The sequence below is a fragment of the Aeromicrobium fastidiosum genome (assembly GCF_017876595.1).
In the GTDB taxonomy this organism is placed as follows: Bacteria; Actinomycetota; Actinomycetes; order Propionibacteriales; family Nocardioidaceae; genus Aeromicrobium; species Aeromicrobium fastidiosum.
The window spans coordinates 1,540,698-1,557,204 of record NZ_JAGIOG010000001.1; the positions used below are offsets into that span (position 1 = coordinate 1,540,698).

Annotated in this window: 12 protein-coding genes and 1 tRNA gene; 10 read left to right on the top strand and 3 right to left on the bottom strand. The window is 70.7% G+C overall.

All coding sequences use genetic code 11. The annotated features are described in order from the left end of the window. Positions 1-84: 84 nt before the first annotated feature. The 3 genes from JOF40_RS07635 to JOF40_RS07645 all read left to right on the top strand — a co-directional run bounded on the left by JOF40_RS07635 (position 85) and on the right by JOF40_RS07645 (position 4,995). Complete coding sequence (locus JOF40_RS07635) at positions 85-2,502, top strand: sodium-translocating pyrophosphatase (protein ID WP_129181584.1); 2,418 nt, start codon at positions 85-87, stop codon at positions 2,500-2,502. 103 nt (positions 2,503-2,605) lie between these two features. Further along, entirely contained in the window at positions 2,606-4,072 is a 1,467-nt protein-coding gene (locus JOF40_RS07640) for a DUF7059 domain-containing protein (protein ID WP_129181586.1), read from the top strand. Between the two features lie 17 nt (positions 4,073-4,089). Next, the gene (locus JOF40_RS07645) at positions 4,090-4,995 is read left to right on the top strand and encodes a maleylpyruvate isomerase family mycothiol-dependent enzyme (protein ID WP_129181588.1); all 906 of its coding nucleotides are present in this window, start codon (positions 4,090-4,092) and stop codon (positions 4,993-4,995) included. A 33-nt stretch (positions 4,996-5,028) separates the two neighbouring features. On the opposite strand, the gene JOF40_RS20220 is transcribed toward JOF40_RS07645, so the two are convergent. Both JOF40_RS20220 and JOF40_RS07655 read right to left on the bottom strand, forming a co-directional pair. Beyond that, positions 5,029-5,925, bottom strand: coding sequence for an ATP-binding protein (locus tag JOF40_RS20220; RefSeq protein ID WP_129181590.1), 897 nt, complete (start codon positions 5,923-5,925; stop codon positions 5,029-5,031). A 52-nt stretch (positions 5,926-5,977) separates the two neighbouring features. Then, a complete protein-coding gene (locus tag JOF40_RS07655) occupies positions 5,978-7,195 on the bottom strand; it encodes an MFS transporter (RefSeq protein ID WP_129181592.1) in 1,218 nt (405 codons plus the stop codon). A gap of 143 nt (positions 7,196-7,338) precedes the next feature. Here JOF40_RS07655 and topA point away from each other — a divergent pair, with 143 nt between their 5' ends. The 6 genes from topA (at position 7,339) to JOF40_RS07685 (ending at position 15,809) form a co-directional block, all read left to right on the top strand. Beyond that, positions 7,339-10,152, top strand: coding sequence for a type I DNA topoisomerase (topA, locus tag JOF40_RS07660; protein ID WP_129181595.1), 2,814 nt, complete (start codon positions 7,339-7,341; stop codon positions 10,150-10,152). A 4-nt stretch (positions 10,153-10,156) separates the two neighbouring features. Continuing rightward, entirely contained in the window at positions 10,157-11,086 is a 930-nt protein-coding gene (locus JOF40_RS07665; protein WP_129181598.1) for a hypothetical protein, read from the top strand. A 40-nt stretch (positions 11,087-11,126) separates the two neighbouring features. After that, positions 11,127-12,293, top strand: a complete 1,167-nt coding sequence (locus tag JOF40_RS07670) for a low temperature requirement protein A (RefSeq protein WP_129181601.1) — start codon at positions 11,127-11,129, stop codon at positions 12,291-12,293. A 200-nt stretch (positions 12,294-12,493) separates the two neighbouring features. Then, the gene (gene tmk / locus JOF40_RS07675; protein ID WP_129181604.1) at positions 12,494-13,138 is read left to right on the top strand and encodes a dTMP kinase; all 645 of its coding nucleotides are present in this window, start codon (positions 12,494-12,496) and stop codon (positions 13,136-13,138) included. After that, a complete protein-coding gene (locus tag JOF40_RS07680; RefSeq protein ID WP_246152801.1) occupies positions 13,135-14,292 on the top strand; it encodes a DNA polymerase III subunit delta' in 1,158 nt (385 codons plus the stop codon). Before tmk ends, JOF40_RS07680 begins: the two co-directional genes overlap by 4 nt. Continuing rightward, on the top strand, positions 14,289-15,809 hold the full coding sequence (locus tag JOF40_RS07685) for an alpha/beta hydrolase (RefSeq protein WP_129181607.1): 1,521 nt from the start codon (positions 14,289-14,291) through the stop codon (positions 15,807-15,809). The genes JOF40_RS07680 and JOF40_RS07685 overlap by 4 nt, the downstream gene beginning before the upstream one ends. Positions 15,810-15,948: 139 nt before the next feature. Here JOF40_RS07685 and JOF40_RS07690 read toward each other — a convergent pair whose 3' ends face one another. Next, positions 15,949-16,236, bottom strand: a complete 288-nt coding sequence (locus JOF40_RS07690) for a chorismate mutase (RefSeq protein ID WP_129181610.1) — start codon at positions 16,234-16,236, stop codon at positions 15,949-15,951. Positions 16,237-16,333: 97 nt separating this feature from the next. Between JOF40_RS07690 and JOF40_RS07695 the strand changes: the two genes are divergently transcribed. Then, positions 16,334-16,409: transfer RNA gene (locus JOF40_RS07695), tRNA-Thr, on the top strand. The last annotated feature ends 98 nt before the right edge of the window (positions 16,410-16,507 follow it).

Genomic DNA, 16,507 nt, shown 5'->3' on the forward strand with positions numbered 1-16,507 from the left:
TCTCCGGTGTCGTGACATGTAACGTGCGTCACACGGCTCTGCCGGGCCGATGCACGTCTCCGTCCTGACCTCTGGAGGATTCCCATGGCGAACGCGACCCTCGTTGCGGCTGCCGGTGACATCGACCTGTCGAACGACAACACGATCATCGTGGGCGTCGTCGCGGGCATCGGTCTCTTGGCACTGATCATGGCGGCGGTCTTCCGCGCCGACGTCCTCAAGGCCTCCGAGGGCACCGAGAAGATGCAGGAGATCGGGCAGGCCGTCCAGGAGGGAGCATCGGCCTATCTCGGCCGGATGTTCCGGACGCTCGCGATCTTCGCGGTCCTCGCCTTCGGCCTGCTGTTCCTGCTGCCCGGTGACACCGACGTCCGCATCGGGCGCTCGGTGTTCTTCCTGCTCGGTGCCGGCTTCTCCGCCGCGATCGGCTACCTCGGCATGTGGCTGGCGACGCGCGCCAACATCCGGGTGGCTGCCGCCGCCCAGACCGAGGGCCGCGAGCCCGCGATGCGCATCGCGTTCCGCACCGGCGGTCACGTCGGCATGCTGACGGTCGGCCTCGGGCTGCTGGGTGCCGCAGCCGTCGTGCTGATCTACCAGGGTGAGGCGCCCTCAGTGCTCGAGGGCTTCGGCTTCGGTGCCGCGCTGCTGGCGATGTTCATGCGCGTCGGCGGCGGCATCTTCACCAAGGCCGCCGACGTCGGCGCCGACCTCGTCGGCAAGGTCGAGCAGAACATCCCCGAGGACGATCCGCGCAACGCCGCGACGATCGCCGACAACGTGGGCGACAACGTCGGAGACTGTGCCGGCATGGCGGCCGACCTGTTCGAGTCGTACGCCGTGACGCTCGTGGCCGCGCTGATCCTCGGCTCCGTCGCGTTCGGCGAGCAGGGTCTCGTGCTCCCGCTGATGATCCCGGCGATCGGCGCGCTGACGGCGATCCTCGGCGTGTACCTCACGCGTCCGAGGGCCGGCGAGGGCGGACTCACCACGATCAACCGATCGTTCTACGTCTCGGCGTTCATCTCGGCGATCGCCTCGTCGGCCGCTGCCTGGTTCTACCTGCCGTCGTCGTTCGGCGAGCTCGACTTCGCCGGCGGCCAGGAGCAGAACCAGCTCGTCGCGCAGTTCTACCAGGCACCCGACCCCTCCACGCTCGACGGCGATCCCCGCATCATCGCGATCGTGGCGGTGCTGATCGGCATCGTGCTGGCCGCCGTCATCCTGGCGCTGACGGGCTACTTCACGGGCACCGAGACGCGTCCGGTCAAGGACGTCGGCAAGACGTCGCTGACGGGGGCCGCGACGGTCATCCTGTCGGGCCTGTCGGTCGGCTTCGAGTCGGCCGTCTACACGGCGCTGGTCATCGCGGCAGCCGTCTACGGGGCGTTCCTGCTCGGCAGCGGGTCGATCGTGGTCTCGCTGTTCGCCGTCGCGCTGGCCGGCTGCGGTCTGCTCACGACGGTCGGCGTGATCGTCGCGATGGACACCTTCGGCCCGGTCAGCGACAACGCGCAGGGCATCGCCGAGATGTCGGGCGACGTCGACGAGGAGGGCGCGCAGATCCTCACCGAGCTGGACGCCGTCGGCAACACGACCAAGGCCATCACCAAGGGCATCGCGATCGCCACGGCCGTGCTGGCCGCGACGGCGCTGTTCGGCTCGTTCGCGGACGGCATCAAGGAGTCGTTCTCCGACATCCTGCGTGCCATCGACGTCACCGACCAGGCTGCTCTCCAAGCCTTGGGCAACGGGCTCGACCAGAGCGACCTGACGGCCCTGCAGGGCATCCTCAACGTCGGCGACCCCAGCCTGCTGGTCGGCCTGATCATCGGCTCCGCCGTCGTGTTCCTGTTCTCGGGACTCGCGATCAACGCGGTGGGCCGTGCGGCCGGCGCGGTCGTGTACGAGGTCCGTCGCCAGTTCCGCGAGATCCCCGGCATCATGGAGGGCACGGGTCGTCCCGAGTACGGCAAGGTCGTCGACATCTGCACGCGCGACTCGCTGCGCGAGCTCGCGACGCCGGGCATCCTGGCGATCTTCGCCCCCATCGCGGTGGGCTTCGGGCTCGGCGTGGGCGCGCTGGGCGCGTATCTGGCCGGTGCGATCGGCACGGGACTGCTGATGGCGGTCTTCCTGGCCAATGCCGGCGGCGCGTGGGACAACGCCAAGAAGCTCGTCGAGGACGGCAACCACGGCGGCAAGGGCTCGCCCGCCCACGAGGCGACGATCATCGGCGATACCGTCGGCGACCCGTTCAAGGACACCGCCGGGCCGGCGATCAACCCGCTGCTCAAGGTCATGAACCTCGTGGCCCTGCTGATCGTGCCGTTGATCATCAAGTTCACGTACGGCGAGGACGCCAACGAGCTGATCCGCTACTCGATCGCGTTCGCCGCGGCGCTCATCATCGCCCTGGCGGTGTACGCCTCGAAGCGTCGACCGATCACCCTCGAGACCGACTACGTGGAGCCCGACGAGGAGCCCGCCCCCACCGCCTGACCCGCGAGTGGCGCAGTCCTGCGTTTTCGAGACGGTGCGTCCCGCGAGATTGCGCCACTCGGGGACGAGATTGCGCCACTCGCCTGTCTGACAGGGTGGACGCATGCTCGACGCCGCGCACGTCCCCGCCCTCCGATCCGCCCTCGACCGGGCGGGCTTCACGGTCGACGCGGTCTACGCGCTGCTCGGCGACGACGCCCACCGGGCGCTGGGTCGCAACCAGACGGTCCCCGCGCTGAGGGCGACGCGTGGCGGGGGCGATCTCGCGACGCTCGTGCGGCTGTTCGCGCTCCAGGTGCCGGTCGACCGCAGCCGGGCCGACGCGGCGCTGCCCGGGCTGGTCGACGCCCTCGCCGCAGCCGGGATGGTGGTCGCCTCCGGCGGTGAGGTGCGCGCACTGGTCGACATCCGGCCCTACGGCGACGAGGACCATGACTGGTGGATCATCTGCGACCCGACCTCAGGCCTGGACGGTCGCCAGTCACCCATGGACCCGTCGTACGTGCTCGGCATCAGCGAGGCGTCCTCTTCCTTGGCGCAGCTGACGGTGCGCGAGCCGGTCGGCCGGGCGCTCGACCTCGGCACGGGGTGCGGCGTGCAGGCGATGCACCTGGCCCAGCACGCGCGCGAGGTCGTCGCGACCGACGTCAACCCGCGCGCGCTCGCGATGGCCCGCCTCACGGCCGCCCTCAACGACGCCGACGTCGACGTGCGCGACGGCAGCCTGTTCGACCCCGTCGCGGGTGAGACCTTCGACCTCATCGCGACCAACCCGCCGTTCGTCATCTCCCCGCCCGGCAGCCAGGTGCTGGTCTACCGCGACTCCGGCATGCCCGGCGACAGCGTCGTGCGACACCTGGTCGAGAACGCCGAGACGCACCTCAATGACGGTGGCTGGTGCCAGATCCTGGCCAACTGGGCCCACCACGACGACGTCGACTGGCAGGCCGACCTCGGGCAGTGGCTCGACGGACGCCCCCTCGATGCGTGGATCCTGCAGCGCGAGCTCGTCGACCCCGCCGCGTACGTCGAGATGTGGCTGGCCGACGCGGGCCTCGCGACGTCCCCCGACTACACGCAGCGCTACGACGCCTGGCTCGACTGGTTCGCGAGCGAGCGCATCGAGGCGATCGGCTTCGGGTGGCTGAGCCTGCGCAAGACGTCCGCCACCCCCGTGCACCGGCTCGAGGAGTGGACGGGCGAGATCGCCCAGCCCGTCGGCCCGGCCGTCGCCGCCTGGGGCCGCCGCATCGACCAGCTGCGCGGCACCTCGGACGACGACCTGCTCGGACGCACGTTCCGCCAGGCCGTCGACCTCGTCCAGGAGACCCGCGGAGCGGCCGGCGCGGACGATCCGGAGAGCATCGTCGTGCGGCTGCAGCACGGTGTGCGCCGCACCCGCCAGGTCGACACCGTGGAGGCCGGGCTGGTCGGTGCCAGCGACGGCGACCTGACCTCGGCCCAGATCCTCGACGCCCTCGCGTCGCTGCTGGACCGCGACCCAGCCGAGCTGCGGCAGCGCTACGCCGGGTCGGTGCGCGAGCTGGTCGAGGAGGGCTTCCTGGTCTGAGCCGTCACGACCTGCAGATGCGTCGGGCCGTCGACCACGGCATGCTCGACGGGGTGACGACGACAGGACTGGCCACCAGCGACGACTACGACCTGCCGGGGGCGGTGCTCGCCAGCTGGGATGCGTTCATCGGCCTGGTCGAGCACGCCGATCTCTCGGCGCGCACGCGTCTGGACGGATGGACCGTGCGCGACGTCGTGCTGCACCTCGGCACGTGGGACGGCGAGTCGGCCCTGAGCGCCGCGCTGGCGACCCGCGGCACGGACGCCGTCCGCACGCCGCTCGACCCCGATGCGACCAATGCCGGCATGATCCAGTCGCACGGCGACGCGTCGGGCGACGAGATCCTGGCGGCCCTGGGAGCTTCGCGCGATGCCGTGGCCGACGTGCTGTCGTCGGTCGCAGGCTCCGCCGAGGGGCTCGAGCCGGTCGCGAGCCAGCTCGGACCCGTCCCGCTGCTGACGCTCGTGCACGCTGGTTGCTACGAGCTCGCGGTGCACGCCCTCGACGTCGCCGATGCGCTCACGCTCGAGGTCGATCCGCAGCTGCTGGCCTCGGGCGTCGCGGCGCTGGCCGACACCACGGGTTGCCTGGCCGCCCGTGAAGGCATCGAGACCACGGTCGTCATCGACGCCAAGGACGCGTCGTGGGCGTTCGCGGCCGACGGCAACGGCGGGTGGACGACGACGGCCGTGGTGGGCAAGGCGCACGGCCCCCGAGTCTCGGGCAGCGCCGAAGACCTGCTGGAGGCGTCGGCAGGACGGGCCGACCCCGTGCGACTCGTGACGCTGCGCCACCTGAAGATCAAGCACCTCGGTGGGTTGCTCGCGCTGACGCCGATCATCGACCAGGTGCCCGGCCTGCCCGGCGGGCGGGGCCTCAAGGTCGCGGCCAAGACCCTCGGCGGGCTGTTCAACCACTGACCACTGAGGGACCAGGCCGAGCGGCCCGGCCGCTCAGACCGCCAGGGCGAACCAGACCGCCGCGCTGTGCGCATCGGTCGTGCGTCCCCAGCTGTCGACCATCGCGTCGACGAGGCGCAGCCCGTGCCCGTGGCCGTGCAGCGAGTCGTCGTCGCCGCGCACCTGCGGCGAGACCGCGGCCCCGTTGTCGTGAACCCTCGTCGTCAGCACGCCGTCCTGCAGCTCGACCCGCACGTGGCAGCCGCCGCCGGTGTGGATCAGGGCGTTGGTGGCCAGCTCGGACAGGCACAGCACGGCCTGGTCGGCCTTGTCGGGGGAGACGCTCCAGTCGGTGAGGACCTGCCGCAGGAACCGGCGTGCCGCCCCCACGCCCGAGGGATCGGCCGGCATGTCGTGCTCGGCGATCAAGGTGCCGGGAGCGGGACGGTGCAGCGCGACCTCGGGTGATCCGGCGGGCGTGAGGCGCTCGCGCAGGTCGCGCTCGAGGCGGTCGGCGATCGCGTGCAGCTCGGCGCGCTGCGCGGCGTCGAAGGCCTGCGGCTGCGAGTAGTAGAGGACGAAGCCGCCCATCGCCGAGCCGTCGGTCGTGAACGGTGCCGCGGCGACGGCCCGGTAGGTCGTGTCGCGCTGGGCCGCGACGAAGTCGGCGTACCGGCCCTCGAGACACTCGAGGGCGTCGGCCACGAGCTCGCCGGTGCCGATCGCGTCGTTGAGTGGTGCCGTCGCGAACGCGTCGATGTGGCACCACTCGTGGGTGCCTCCGCGCTGCCGGTCGCTCGCGGTGAACAGCAGGCGACGGCCGCCTCCCTCGACGACGGCGACGCCCACCCGGTCGACGCCGGGGATGCGGGTCAGCACGTCGAGCGCGGCCTCGGTCCAGTCGTCGACGCCGTCCAGCGGGACGACGGGATCGGGCGCGGAGACGGACACGGCGGTCAGTTTAGGCCGCGGAGGCGAGCTGTGTGGAGATCGAGCCGCATGATCATCCGGCCGCGCCGGCCGCGACGCTCTCGGCGGGTTCGGACTCGGGACGCCACCGCGGCACGAGCTGCCCGCCGAACGCCACCAGCGCGATGATCGTCGCGATGGCCCCGCCGACGAGGAACCCGCCCCACGACCCGACGTGGTCGATCGCCGCTCCGACGACGGGCGAGGCCGCCGCACCGCCGAGCGTGAACGCCGTGCCCTGCCAGCCCATCGCCTCGCCGCGTCGCTCCTCGGGGACGAGCTTGGCGATCCACTCGCTCGCCGCCGACATCGTGGGTGCGCAGAGGAAGCCCGTCGGGATGACGCACAGCGCCAGCACCCACACGCTGTCGGCGAGACCGACGGGGATCAGCGTCACCCCCATCGCCAGCAGCAGCCACGTCGGCCGGATCGAGAAGTCGAGCGCCCCGTAGAGCAGCCCTCCGACCAGCGACGCGAGCCCCCACGCGCCGAAGACGATGCCGACCGAGCCGATGTGATCGAGGTGGTCGAGCTCGGCGACGATGCCGAGATCGGTCGAGATCAGGGCGATCATCGTGCCGGACGAGATGAGGAACAGGAACAGCACCTGGCTCGACACCCACGACGCCGAAGCGCGCTCGCGCCGCCCGGACGGGTCGGGGGCCGTGGATGAGCGCGTCGGCGGGTCGAGCCGCCAGAAGATCAGCCCCGCCACGACCTCGCACGCCCCGATGAGGGCCAGCGACACGTCGGCTCCCGCCTGGATGACCAGCAGTCCGCCGACCGCCGGACCGATGATGAAGCTGGCCTCGGCGATGACGCTGTCGGCCGCGAACGCCGTGCGGTGCTGGTCGGACGGCACGATGACGCTCAGCGAGAGCCGCACGATCGAGAAGATGGGGATGAGGAACAGCCCCATGCCGAACGCGATGGGGGCCAGCACGAGCGCCGACGTCGTGATCGAGGCCAGCGGGTAGAGCACCGCCACCGCGACGATCGACGGGATGATCGCGCGCCGCATGCCGAGCCGGTCGATCAGGCGTCCGCGCCAGGGTGCGCCGAGACCCGCCCCGACGGTGGAGGCGGCGGCCACGACCCCGGCCAGCACGTAGTCGGCGTCGAGCTCGCGGACGACGAACAGCGTCAGCACCAGCGGTGCGGTCATGGCGGGGATGCGGGCGAAGAACGCGGCGATCAGCAGCGCCCGGACACGACGGTCCGCCCACAGCTGCGCATACCCCGAGAAAGCCACAGGACATGTTCTCACCGTCGTCCGACAGGTCGATCCGGTGCCACGGTGCGCGCCCTCGTCAACGACGCTCTGTAGTAGTGCGGTTCGGCGTTCCTTGACAGCACGCGTTAGCGTGTCCCCGTCCGACCACCCCAGGAGTTCCAGTGACCACGCTCGTCATCGTCGAGTCCCCCAACAAGGTCCGCAGCATCGCGGGCTACCTCGGGGACGGCTACGTCGTCGACTCGTCCGTGGGCCACATCCGCGACCTCCCGCGTGGTGCCGACGAGGTGCCCGCAGCGTTCAAGGGCGAGTCGTGGGCGCGCCTGGGCGTCAACATCGACTCCGAGTTCGAGCCGATCTACGTCGTCTCGGCCGACAAGAAGTCGCAGATGACCAAGCTCAAGAAGCTGCTCAAGGACGCCGACGAGCTCGTCCTCGCGACAGATGAGGACCGCGAGGGCGAGGCCATCGCGTGGCACCTGTTCGACGAGCTCAAGCCCAAGGTGCCGGTCAAGCGCATCGTCTTCAACGAGATCACCAAGGACGCGATCCAGTACGCGATCGCCCACCCCCGCGACATCGACATGGACCTCGTCGACGCGCAGGAGGCCCGCCGCATCCTCGACCGCCTGTACGGCTACGAGGTCAGCCCCGTGCTGTGGAAGAAGGTCATGAGCGGCCTGTCCGCCGGCCGCGTGCAGTCCGTCGCGACGCGCCTGGTGGTCGAGCGCGAGCGTGAGCGCATGGCGTTCCGCATCGCGTCCTACTGGGACCTCGAGGCGACGTTCGACGCCGGCGAGGGCTACGACCCCCGACAGTTCCCGGCCAAGCTGTTCAGCATCGACGGCAAGCGCATCGCGTCGGGCAGCAACTTCGACAACACGGGCGCTCTGACGTCCGACAAGGTGGCCCACCTCGACGAGGCGCAGGCCGGCGCGCTGGCCGAGGCCCTGGCCGACCAGGCGTTCACGGTGCGCTCGGTCGAGGAGAAGCCCTACACGCGCAAGCCGTACGCCCCGTTCCGCACCACGACGATGCAGCAGGAGGCCTCGCGCAAGTTCGGCTTCGGCGCCGCCCGCACGATGCAGGTCGCCCAGCGGCTCTACGAGGGCGGGCACATCACCTACATGCGCACCGACTCCACGACGCTGTCGCAGACGGCCCTCAACGGCGCGCGCGCCCAGGTGCTCGAGCTGTACGGCGACGCCTACCTGCCCGAGAAGCCCCGCACGTACGCCAGCAAGGTCAAGAACGCGCAGGAGGCCCACGAGGCCATCCGTCCCGCGGGCGAGAAGTTCAAGACGCCCAAGGAGACGGGCCTGTCGGGCGACGAGCTGCGCCTCTACGAGCTGATCTGGAAGCGCACGATCGCCAGCCAGATGAACGACGCCAAGGGCAACTCGGTCTCGATCCGCATCGGCACGACGGCCTCGACCGGCGAGGACGTCGTCTTCTCCAGCTCGGGCCGCACGATCACGTTCTACGGCTTCCTGAAGGCCTACGTCGAGTCCAGCGACGACGCCGACTCCGAGGGCGACGACCAGCAGACCAAGCTGCCCAACCTGACCGAGAAGCAGACCGTCACGGCTGTCGAGCTCGGCAAGGCCGGACACGAGACCAAGCCGCCGTCGCGCTTCACGGAAGCGTCGCTGATCAGCGAGCTCGAGACCCGCGAGATCGGCCGCCCGTCGACGTACGCCTCGATCATCGGCACGATCCAGAACCGTGGCTACGTCTACAAGAAGGGCACTGCGCTGGTGCCCGCGTGGATCGCCTTCTCGGTGACCCGTCTGCTCGAGGAGCACTTCCCGCGCCTGGTCGAGTACTCGTTCACGGCGCAGCTCGAGGACGTCCTCGACGAGGTCGCCAACGGTCGCGAGGACCGCCTCCACGTCCTGCAGGGCTTCTGGACCGGCGAGGCCGAGGGTGACACGGGCCTCAAGCGGCTCGTCGAGAACCTGCCCGACATCGACGCCCGTGGCCTGGCGACCTTCCCGCTCGGCGAGGGCATCGACCTGCGCGTCGGCCGGTACGGACCGTACGTCGAGGGTCCCCCGTTCACCGAGGGCGAGGACGGCAAGCAGGTGCCGACACGCGCCAACGTCCCCGACGACCTGCCGCCCGACGAGCTGACGCTCGACAAGGCCAAGGAGCTGCTCGCCACGCCCTCGGGCATGGAGAAGGAGCTCGGCGTGCACCCCGAGACGGGCCTGGCGATCACGGCCAAGAACGGACGCTTCGGGCCCTACGTCACCGAAGCACTCCCGGAAGGCGCGAAGAAGGCTGACCGGGGTCGCACCGCGAGCCTGTTCAAGGACATGGACCTCGACACCATCACGCTCGAGCAGGCCGTGCAGCTGCTGACCCTGCCGCGCGTCGTCTACGTCGAGGACGGCGTCGAGGTGACGGCGCAGAACGGTCGCTACGGCCCGTACCTCAAGAAGGGCACCGACTCCCGCTCGCTCGAGCGCGAGGAGCAGCTGCTGACGATCACCGAGGACGAGGTCAAGGCGATCTACGCCCAGCCCAAGACCTACGGGCGCAAGGCCGCCGCCGCACCGCTCAAGGAGCTCGGCGACGACCCCGTCAGCGGCAGCCCCGTCGTGGCCAAGGACGGCCGCTTCGGCATGTACGTCACCGATGGTGAGTACAACGCGACGCTGCGCAAGGACGACTCGCTCGAGACGCTGACTCCCGAGCGGGCGTTCGAGCTGCTCGCCGAGCGTCGGGCCAAGGGGCCGGCCAAGAAGGGCGGCAAGAAGACCACCGCCAAGAAGACGACCAAGAAGACCGCGACCAAGAAGACCGCGACCAAGAAGACCGCGACCAAGAAGGCTCCTGCCAAGAAGGCCGCCGCCAAGAAGGCCGCCGCCAAGAAGACCCCGGCGAAGAAGACCCCGGCGAAGAAGACCCCGGCGAAGAAGACGAGCACCGTCACCACGACGACGACCCCCGCGGCCTCCGAGTCGAGCTGACGTCATGGCCGCCGGGGGGCGCTGGGCCGGAGGGGGTGGACGTGGGAGACGGCGCGGGGCCGCCGGCGCGATCGCGGCGCTGATGATGGCGGTGGGCCTGTCGTCCTGCGGCGACCCCAATGAGGGCGACGCGTTCGCGGCGGAGTTCGGCGCCTGGCTCGACGCCCAGGACGCCGTGGTCTCGCACGACTCCGGCGGCACCCAGCCGCTGCCCTTCCACGGTGACGCGCAGACCGTCGTGACCCTCGCACCGTCGCTCGACGACGCTGCGGTCGTCGACGCGGCGACGACCATCGTGTCGCACCGGCCGAAGACAGACATCTCGTCGCACGATCTCACGATCCGCTTCTCGGCCGACAGCACCGACGCTGCCAGTCCGATCGTCTCGTTCTACGTGCAGGCGGCGACGCCGCTTCCCGACGACGCGCAGACCCGTGGCCGGGTGGAAGCCCTGGTCGAGGAGGCGCAGCGGTGGGTCCCGGCCGACGCCGGTCTCACCGCGGTGACGGCCGAGGCCGAGGTCGTGACGGTCGAGACGACGACCGAACCGCTGACGGCCGCGCCCGCGCTGGCCGAGGTGCTGGCCGCCGGGAGCCGCGACGTCCGCACCCTCGAGGTCGAGTCGCCGGCCGGCGACCGGGTCGTCGTCGACGACGGGGGAGACCTCGCCTGGTTGGCCGACGTTCCGTCGTTCGTCGAGCAGGCTCGTTCAGCCGCCCCAACGGTGACCTACCAGGCGACCGCCTCGGGGGTCGACAGCCGTTACGACCGCGCCACGCCGAGACCGGCCGACCCGCCTGCCCTGCTGCTCACATTGCCCGACGGCACCGACGACGCCACGCTCGCGGCCCTCGAGGCGCTGTCGGCACCGTCCGGCGTCGACGTCGACGTGTTCAGGCCGCCCCCGGCTCGGACCGCTGCGCCCACGCCGTAGCACCTGGTGGGGCAGGGGCTCGACGGCATAGGCTCCTGCGATGATCGCCACGCTCCGTCGTCCGCTGGCACCGCGCGACCCGCACGAGCAGCACCGGGTCGCGTCGCCCCTCGAGCTGTTCACAGACCTCTGCTACGTCGTCGCGATCGCGCAGGCGGCGCTGACACTCGAGCACGAGATCGTCCACGGCAAGCCGGGCCACGGCCTGGTGTGGTTCTGCGTCGCGTTCTTCGCGGTGTTCTGGGCCTGGCTCAACTTCGTCTGGTTCAACTCCGCGTACGACCCCGACGACACGATCCACCGGATGCTGACGCTGCTCCAGATCTTCGGGTCCCTGGTGCTCGCGGCAGGCGTGCCCGACATCTTCCACGAGGACTTCACGCTCGGTGTCATCGGCTACGTCATCATGCGCATCGGGCTGGTGCTGATGTGGTTGCGCGCCGCGGCCGGCCACCCCGAACGTCGTCGGACGGCCCTGCGATACGTCTACGGCCTGGTGTCCGTGCAGGCCGTCTGGGTCGCGGCACTGCTCGTGACCGACGGGCACCTGCCGCTGTGGCTCTTCGTCGTGGCCATCGCCCTGGACTTCGCGGTGCCCGTCTGGGCCGAGTCGGCCGGCACGACGCCGTGGCACCCGCACCACATCGCCGAGCGGTACGGACTGTTCTTCATCATCGTGCTCGGCGAGACGATCCTGTCGGTGACTCTGGCGTTGCGTACTGCCTTCGCCGAGGAGGATCCGCCGTTCGAGCTCTGGTACGTCGTCGCGGGCGGCGTCCTGGTGACGTTCTGCGCGTGGTGGCTGTACTTCGCCCGCGAGAACGGCGAGATCCTGACGGGCAACGACGTCGGCTACACGTGGGGCTTCGGCCACTACGTGATCTTCGCGGCGGCCGCCGCGGTGGGTGCGGGGCTCTCGGCCCGCATCGCGTTCTACGGTCACCACGCCGAGGTGTCGGACGTCGTCAGCAGCGCGTTCGTGACGGGTCCCGTGGCGGCTGCGCTCGCGGCGCTGTGGCTCGTCAACGTCCGGCTGCACGACGCGTCCGCCCGGACGGCCGTCCCGTTCGGTGCGGCGATCGTGGCTGCGGTCGCGGTGACGTTCGTCCCCGTCTCGGAGCTGTGGGTCGGCTTGATCTGCGTCGCGCTGCTGGCCGTCGAGGTGTGGCTGACGACGCGTGCCCCGGACGTCACCGGGCCGGCCTGAGTCGGCCCCGTCCGACCGATCTTTCTGCGTTCGCGCTGCCGGGGCGACGTGAACGTCGTCAGGTCCGTCGGGCTGCTGACCGATCTTTCGACGTTCAGGGTGTCACGGCTACCGATACGCAGAAAGATCGGTCGCGCCCCGCCGGCGACCGGACGTCACCGTGACGGGCCCTGACGGTGGCACCGACTAGGCTCGCCTGCATGGATCCCCTCTTCACCGAGACCGGGCTGTTCCTCTGTCTCGAAGGCGGCGAGGGAGCCGGCAAGTCGACGCAGGCGAAGCTGCTCGTCGAGTGGCTCGAGTCCCTCGGCCACCCCGTCCTGCTGACCCGTGAGCCGGGCGGCACCGACGTCGGGCAGATCCTGCGCCGCATCGTGCTCGACAACGACACCGGCGAGCTGTCGCCCCGCACCGAGGCACTGATCTACGCCGCCGACAAGGCCGAGCACGTCGACCGCGTCGTCCTGCCGGCACTGGCCGACGGCACCGTCGTGCTGACCGACCGCTACGTCGACTCCACGCTGGCCTACCAGGGAGCAGGGCGCGAGATCGGCATCGCCGAGCTCGAGGCCGTGGCTCGCTGGGCGACGTCCGACCTGCGTCCCCACCTCACGGTCGTTCTCGACGTCGACCCCACGGTCGGGCTCAGCCGGTTCGAAGGGGCCGACCGCATCGAGGCCGAGCCGCTGGAGTTCCACCAGCGGGTCCGCCAGCACTTCCTCGACCTCGCGGCCGTCGACCCCGCGCACTACCTCGTGGTCGATGCGAGCCGCACGCCCAGCGAGATCCACCAGCAGATCCGGGCCGCGGTCGAGCCCTGGCTCGCGCAGGTCGGCGCACCGTGACGCTGACGTCGTCGTCGGTCTGGGCCGACCTCGTCGGGCAGGAGCCCGTCGTCGAGACGCTGCGCAGCGCCGTCGCCTCGGCGTCGGGCGACGGTCGCTCGATGACGCATGCGTGGCTGTTCACGGGCCCACCCGGCTCAGGACGCTCCAACGCCGCCCTGGCCTTCGCCGCGGCGCTGCAGTGCGAGCGGGGCGGCTGCGGTGAGTGCCACTCGTGCACGACGGCGCGCGCTGGCAGCCATCCCGACATCACGGTCATCACGACCGAGGGCCTGACGATCGGCGTCGACGGCATCCGCGAGTACGTCCGCGCGTCGTCGCTGCGGCCCGCGCTCGGACGTTGGCAGGTGCTGATCGTCGAGGACGCCGACCGGCTCACCGACCAGGCCGCCGCCGCGCTGCTCAAGGCCATCGAGGAGCCCTCGAGGCACACCGTGTGGATGCTGTGCGCGCCCGCCGCCGACGACGTCATGATCACGCTGCGGTCACGGTCGCGGTCGGTCATCCTGCGCACGCCCGGCACCGCCGCGATCGCCCGGCTGCTGGTCGAGCGCGACGGCATCGAGCCGGCCATGGCCCAGGCTGTCGCGGCGGCGTCGCAGGGCCACATCGGCCGCGCCCGGGGGCTGGCGCGCGACGCCGGTGCGCGGGAGCGGCGACGCCTGATCTTGTCGATCCCGCTGTCGTTGCGAGGTCTCGGCGAGTGCATGTCGGCGGCGCAGCGGGTCAGCGACGAGGCCACGGCGCGAGCCACGGCGTTCTGCGACCCCGCCGACGAGCGCGAGCTCGCCGATGTCCGCCAGGCGTGGGGCGTCGAGGAGCGCGGACGACGTCCCCCCGGCTACGCGGGGGCCATCGCGACGCTCGAGAAGGAGCAGAAGCGCCGCCGCACCCGCCTGACCCGCGACGCGATCGACGGCGTGCTGCTCGACCTGTTGTCGTTCTGCCGCGACGTCCTCGCGGTGCAGTGCACGCAAGGGGCGGCGCTGGTCAACGCCGACGTCGCCGACGACGTCCACGAGATCGCCCGCCTGTGGACGCCCGAGTCGACCATCGGCGCCATCGATGCCATCGTCGAGTGTCGTTCGGCCCTGACGGCCAACGCCGCTCCGCTCCTCGCTCTCGAGCGCATGATGATGGGACTTCGCCGATGACCCGTACCCGTACGGCCCTGCTCCTGACCACCGTGGTGGCCCTGCTCGCCGGGCTCGTCGTCTACGCCGCCTTCGCGACCCGGTCGCCCGACTTCGACCCGCCGACCCCGCTCGAGGCGGCCGCGCCCCAGGGCCTCGAGTCGTTCTACACCCAGAAGCTCAGCTGGTCCGACTGCTACACCGGCGGCCACTGCGCTGATGTCACGGTGCCGATCGACTACGCCGACCCCGACGGTGCCACGACCCAGTTGCGCATGGTGTTCTACCCCGCCACGGGTGACGCGACCCGCAGCATCTTCGTCAACCCGGGCGGCCCGGGCGGGTCCGCGATCGACTACGCAGGTCAGATGAAGAACGACCTGGGCAAGCAGGTGCGCGACGCAGCCGACGTCATCGGCGTCGACCCGCGCGGGGTCGGCCTCAGCTCGCCGCTCACGTGCCTGCCGGCCAAGAAGTTCGACGCCTACGCGGCCAGCGACCCCGACCCCGACGACGCCGCCGAGATCGCGGCCTCGCGAGCGTCGTTCACCGCGATGGGCAAGGCCTGCGAGGCCAACTCGGGTGCGCTCGCCGCGCACGTGTCGACCGTCGAGGTGGCCCGCGACATGGACGTCGTCCGGGCCCTGGTCGGTCGCGCCAAGCTCGACTGGTTCGGCGCGTCCTACGGCACCGAGCTCGGCGCGGTCTATGCCGAGCTGTTCCCCGGCAAGGTCGGCCGCATGGTGCTCGACGGGGCGGTCGACCCGTCGCTCGACTCCGTGGAGTCGAGCTTCGCCCAGAACGAGGGCTTCCAGCGCGCGCTCGACGCCTACGCCGCCGACTGCGTCAAGAGCGACGCTTGCCCGCTCGGCACCGACGCGAAGGCCGGTGTCGCCAAGATCGCGGCGCTCATGGACCAGCTCGACGCCGCGCCGCTGCCTGGGGTGGGCGACCGCAAGCTCACCGAGGGGCTCGCCTTCTACGGCATCGCCGTGACCCTCTACGACCAGAAGTCGTGGTCCTACCTCAGTCAGGGGCTGGCCGCCGCGTTCAAGGGAGACGGCGCCCTCCTGGTGCAGTTCGCCGACGTCTACTTCGACCGCAAGCCCGATGGCTCCTACGGGTCCAACAGCGGTCAGGTCATCAATGCCATCAGCTGCCTCGACAACCCCGGCGGGCTCACCCTGGCCGATGTCGAGAAGCAGACCCCGCGCTTCGTCAAGACGTCCCCGGTGTTCGGGCGGGCGCTCGCGTTCGGGGCGCTCGGCTGCTCCGACTGGCCCATCGAGTCGGCCAACCCGCTGCCCACGATCGACGGCAAGGGCGCTCCGCCGATCGTCGTGATCGGCACCACCCGCGATCCGGCCACGCCCTACGAGTCGGCCGAGGCGCTGGCCAAGCAGCTCGACTCCGGCGTGCTGCTGACCCGTGACGGCGACGGCCACACGGCCTACGCCTCCGGCAACGCCTGCATCACCAAGGCCGTCGACGGCTACCTGGCCGACGGCACCGTGCCGAAGGTCGGCACCACCTGCTGATCGCCCCGGGCGGACCGATCTTTCGACGTTTGGGTCGCTAGAGCAACCGGAACGTCGACAGATCGGTCAGCGGGTGGACAGGTCTTTCTACATTCGGGTCGCTGGGACGACCGAAACGTCGAAAGATCGGTCCCTGCGGTCAGCCCCGGATGTCCTCGTGGTGCCGGATGACCTCGGCGATGATGAAGTTGAGCAGCTTCTCGGCGAAGGCCGGGTCGAGGTCGGCGTCGAGGGCCAGCCCCTTGAGCCGGGTGATCTGCCGTTCCTCGCGGGCCGGATCGGACGGCGGCAGGTCGTGCTCGGCCTTCAGGCGCCCGACACGCTGGGTGTACTTGAACCGCTCGGCCAGGATGTGGATCAGGGCGGCGTCGATGTTGTCGATGCTGGCCCGGATCTCCTCGAGCTCTGCCTGCGTCGTGTCAGTCACGGCCCCGAGTCTACGGTGACCGGCCCGGTGTGAGGCCGCCACGATCAGCGGGTACAGTTTGTTGTCGGTTCGGCGGGCGATCCCCGGCGGACCTTTGGCCGCCTTAGCTCAGTCGGTAGAGCGTTTCACTCGTAATGAAAAGGTCGTCGGTTCGATTCCGACAGGCGGCTCCACGGAAATCCGGGACTTGACTGCTAGCCACGGTCGTCTCGCTTGTTCACGCGCGGCTCCGGGTCTCCGGTGTCCGGTTGGTGCGGCCAGCCAGCTCCGT